The 890-nt window shown below is 62.1% G+C and carries 1 protein-coding gene; it reads right to left on the minus strand.

The genetic code is table 11. The features are described from left to right. Nucleotides 1-890: 23S rRNA pseudouridine(2605) synthase RluB (gene rluB / locus ACRXB1_RS36885; RefSeq protein WP_449494885.1), on the minus strand; the 890-nt coding region annotated here is incomplete at both ends.

Below are 890 nucleotides of genomic sequence, written 5' to 3' on the forward strand. Positions count from 1 at the left end.
TCCGCCGGCGCCTTGAGTCCCACCGATGCCAGCAGGCCACGCACCTCGTTATCTTCCAGCTCTTCCCAACGGCCGCGCTTCAGGCCCTTCGGCAAGGCGATCGGGCCGTGACGCGTACGAATCAGACGGCTGACCATCAGGCCGGCCGCTTCGAACATGCGGCGAACTTCACGATTGCGGCCTTCAGCCAGCGCCACGTGATACCAGTGGTTCGTGCCTTCGCCGCCGCCATCGCGAATCCGCAGGAAGTTCGCCGGACCGTCTTCCAGTTCGACGCCGCTCAGAAGCTTCTGGCGCATGCCTTCCGATAACTCGCCGACTACCCGGACCGCGTATTCACGCTCGACGCTATAACGCGGATGCATGAAACGGTTGGCCAGATCGCCGGAAGTGGTGAGCAGCAACAGCCCTTCGGTATTGAAGTCGAGCCGGCCGACCGCAAGCCATTTGGCCGTCTTCATGGGCGGGAGGCTGTCGAACACAGACGGACGTCCTTCAGGATCGGCATGACTCACGATCTCGCCGGTCGGCTTGTGGTACAGCAGGATACGCGGCGGCTTGGTCGCGAGCTTGCGCTTGACCGGCTTGCCATTGATGCGAACCTGGTCGGTCGGCATGATCCGCTGGCCAATATGTGCCGGCTCGCCATTCACCGATACCCGCCCTGCCACGATCAGTTCTTCCATGTCACGGCGCGAACCCATGCCGGCCTCGGCCAGCACCTTGTGGAGCTTCGGCGTGTCGTCATCGGCTTCCAGGACGCGCTTCGATTTCTCGAGCCACTTCGCGTGCTGGTTGAACATCGAATCGATCACATGCACGAACGCTTCGTAGGTCGCGAAAAGACCGTGACGTCCCGTCAGGACATACCCTTCGAACCAGCCTTCGAG

The organism is Caballeronia sp. M23-90 (genome assembly GCF_053574605.1).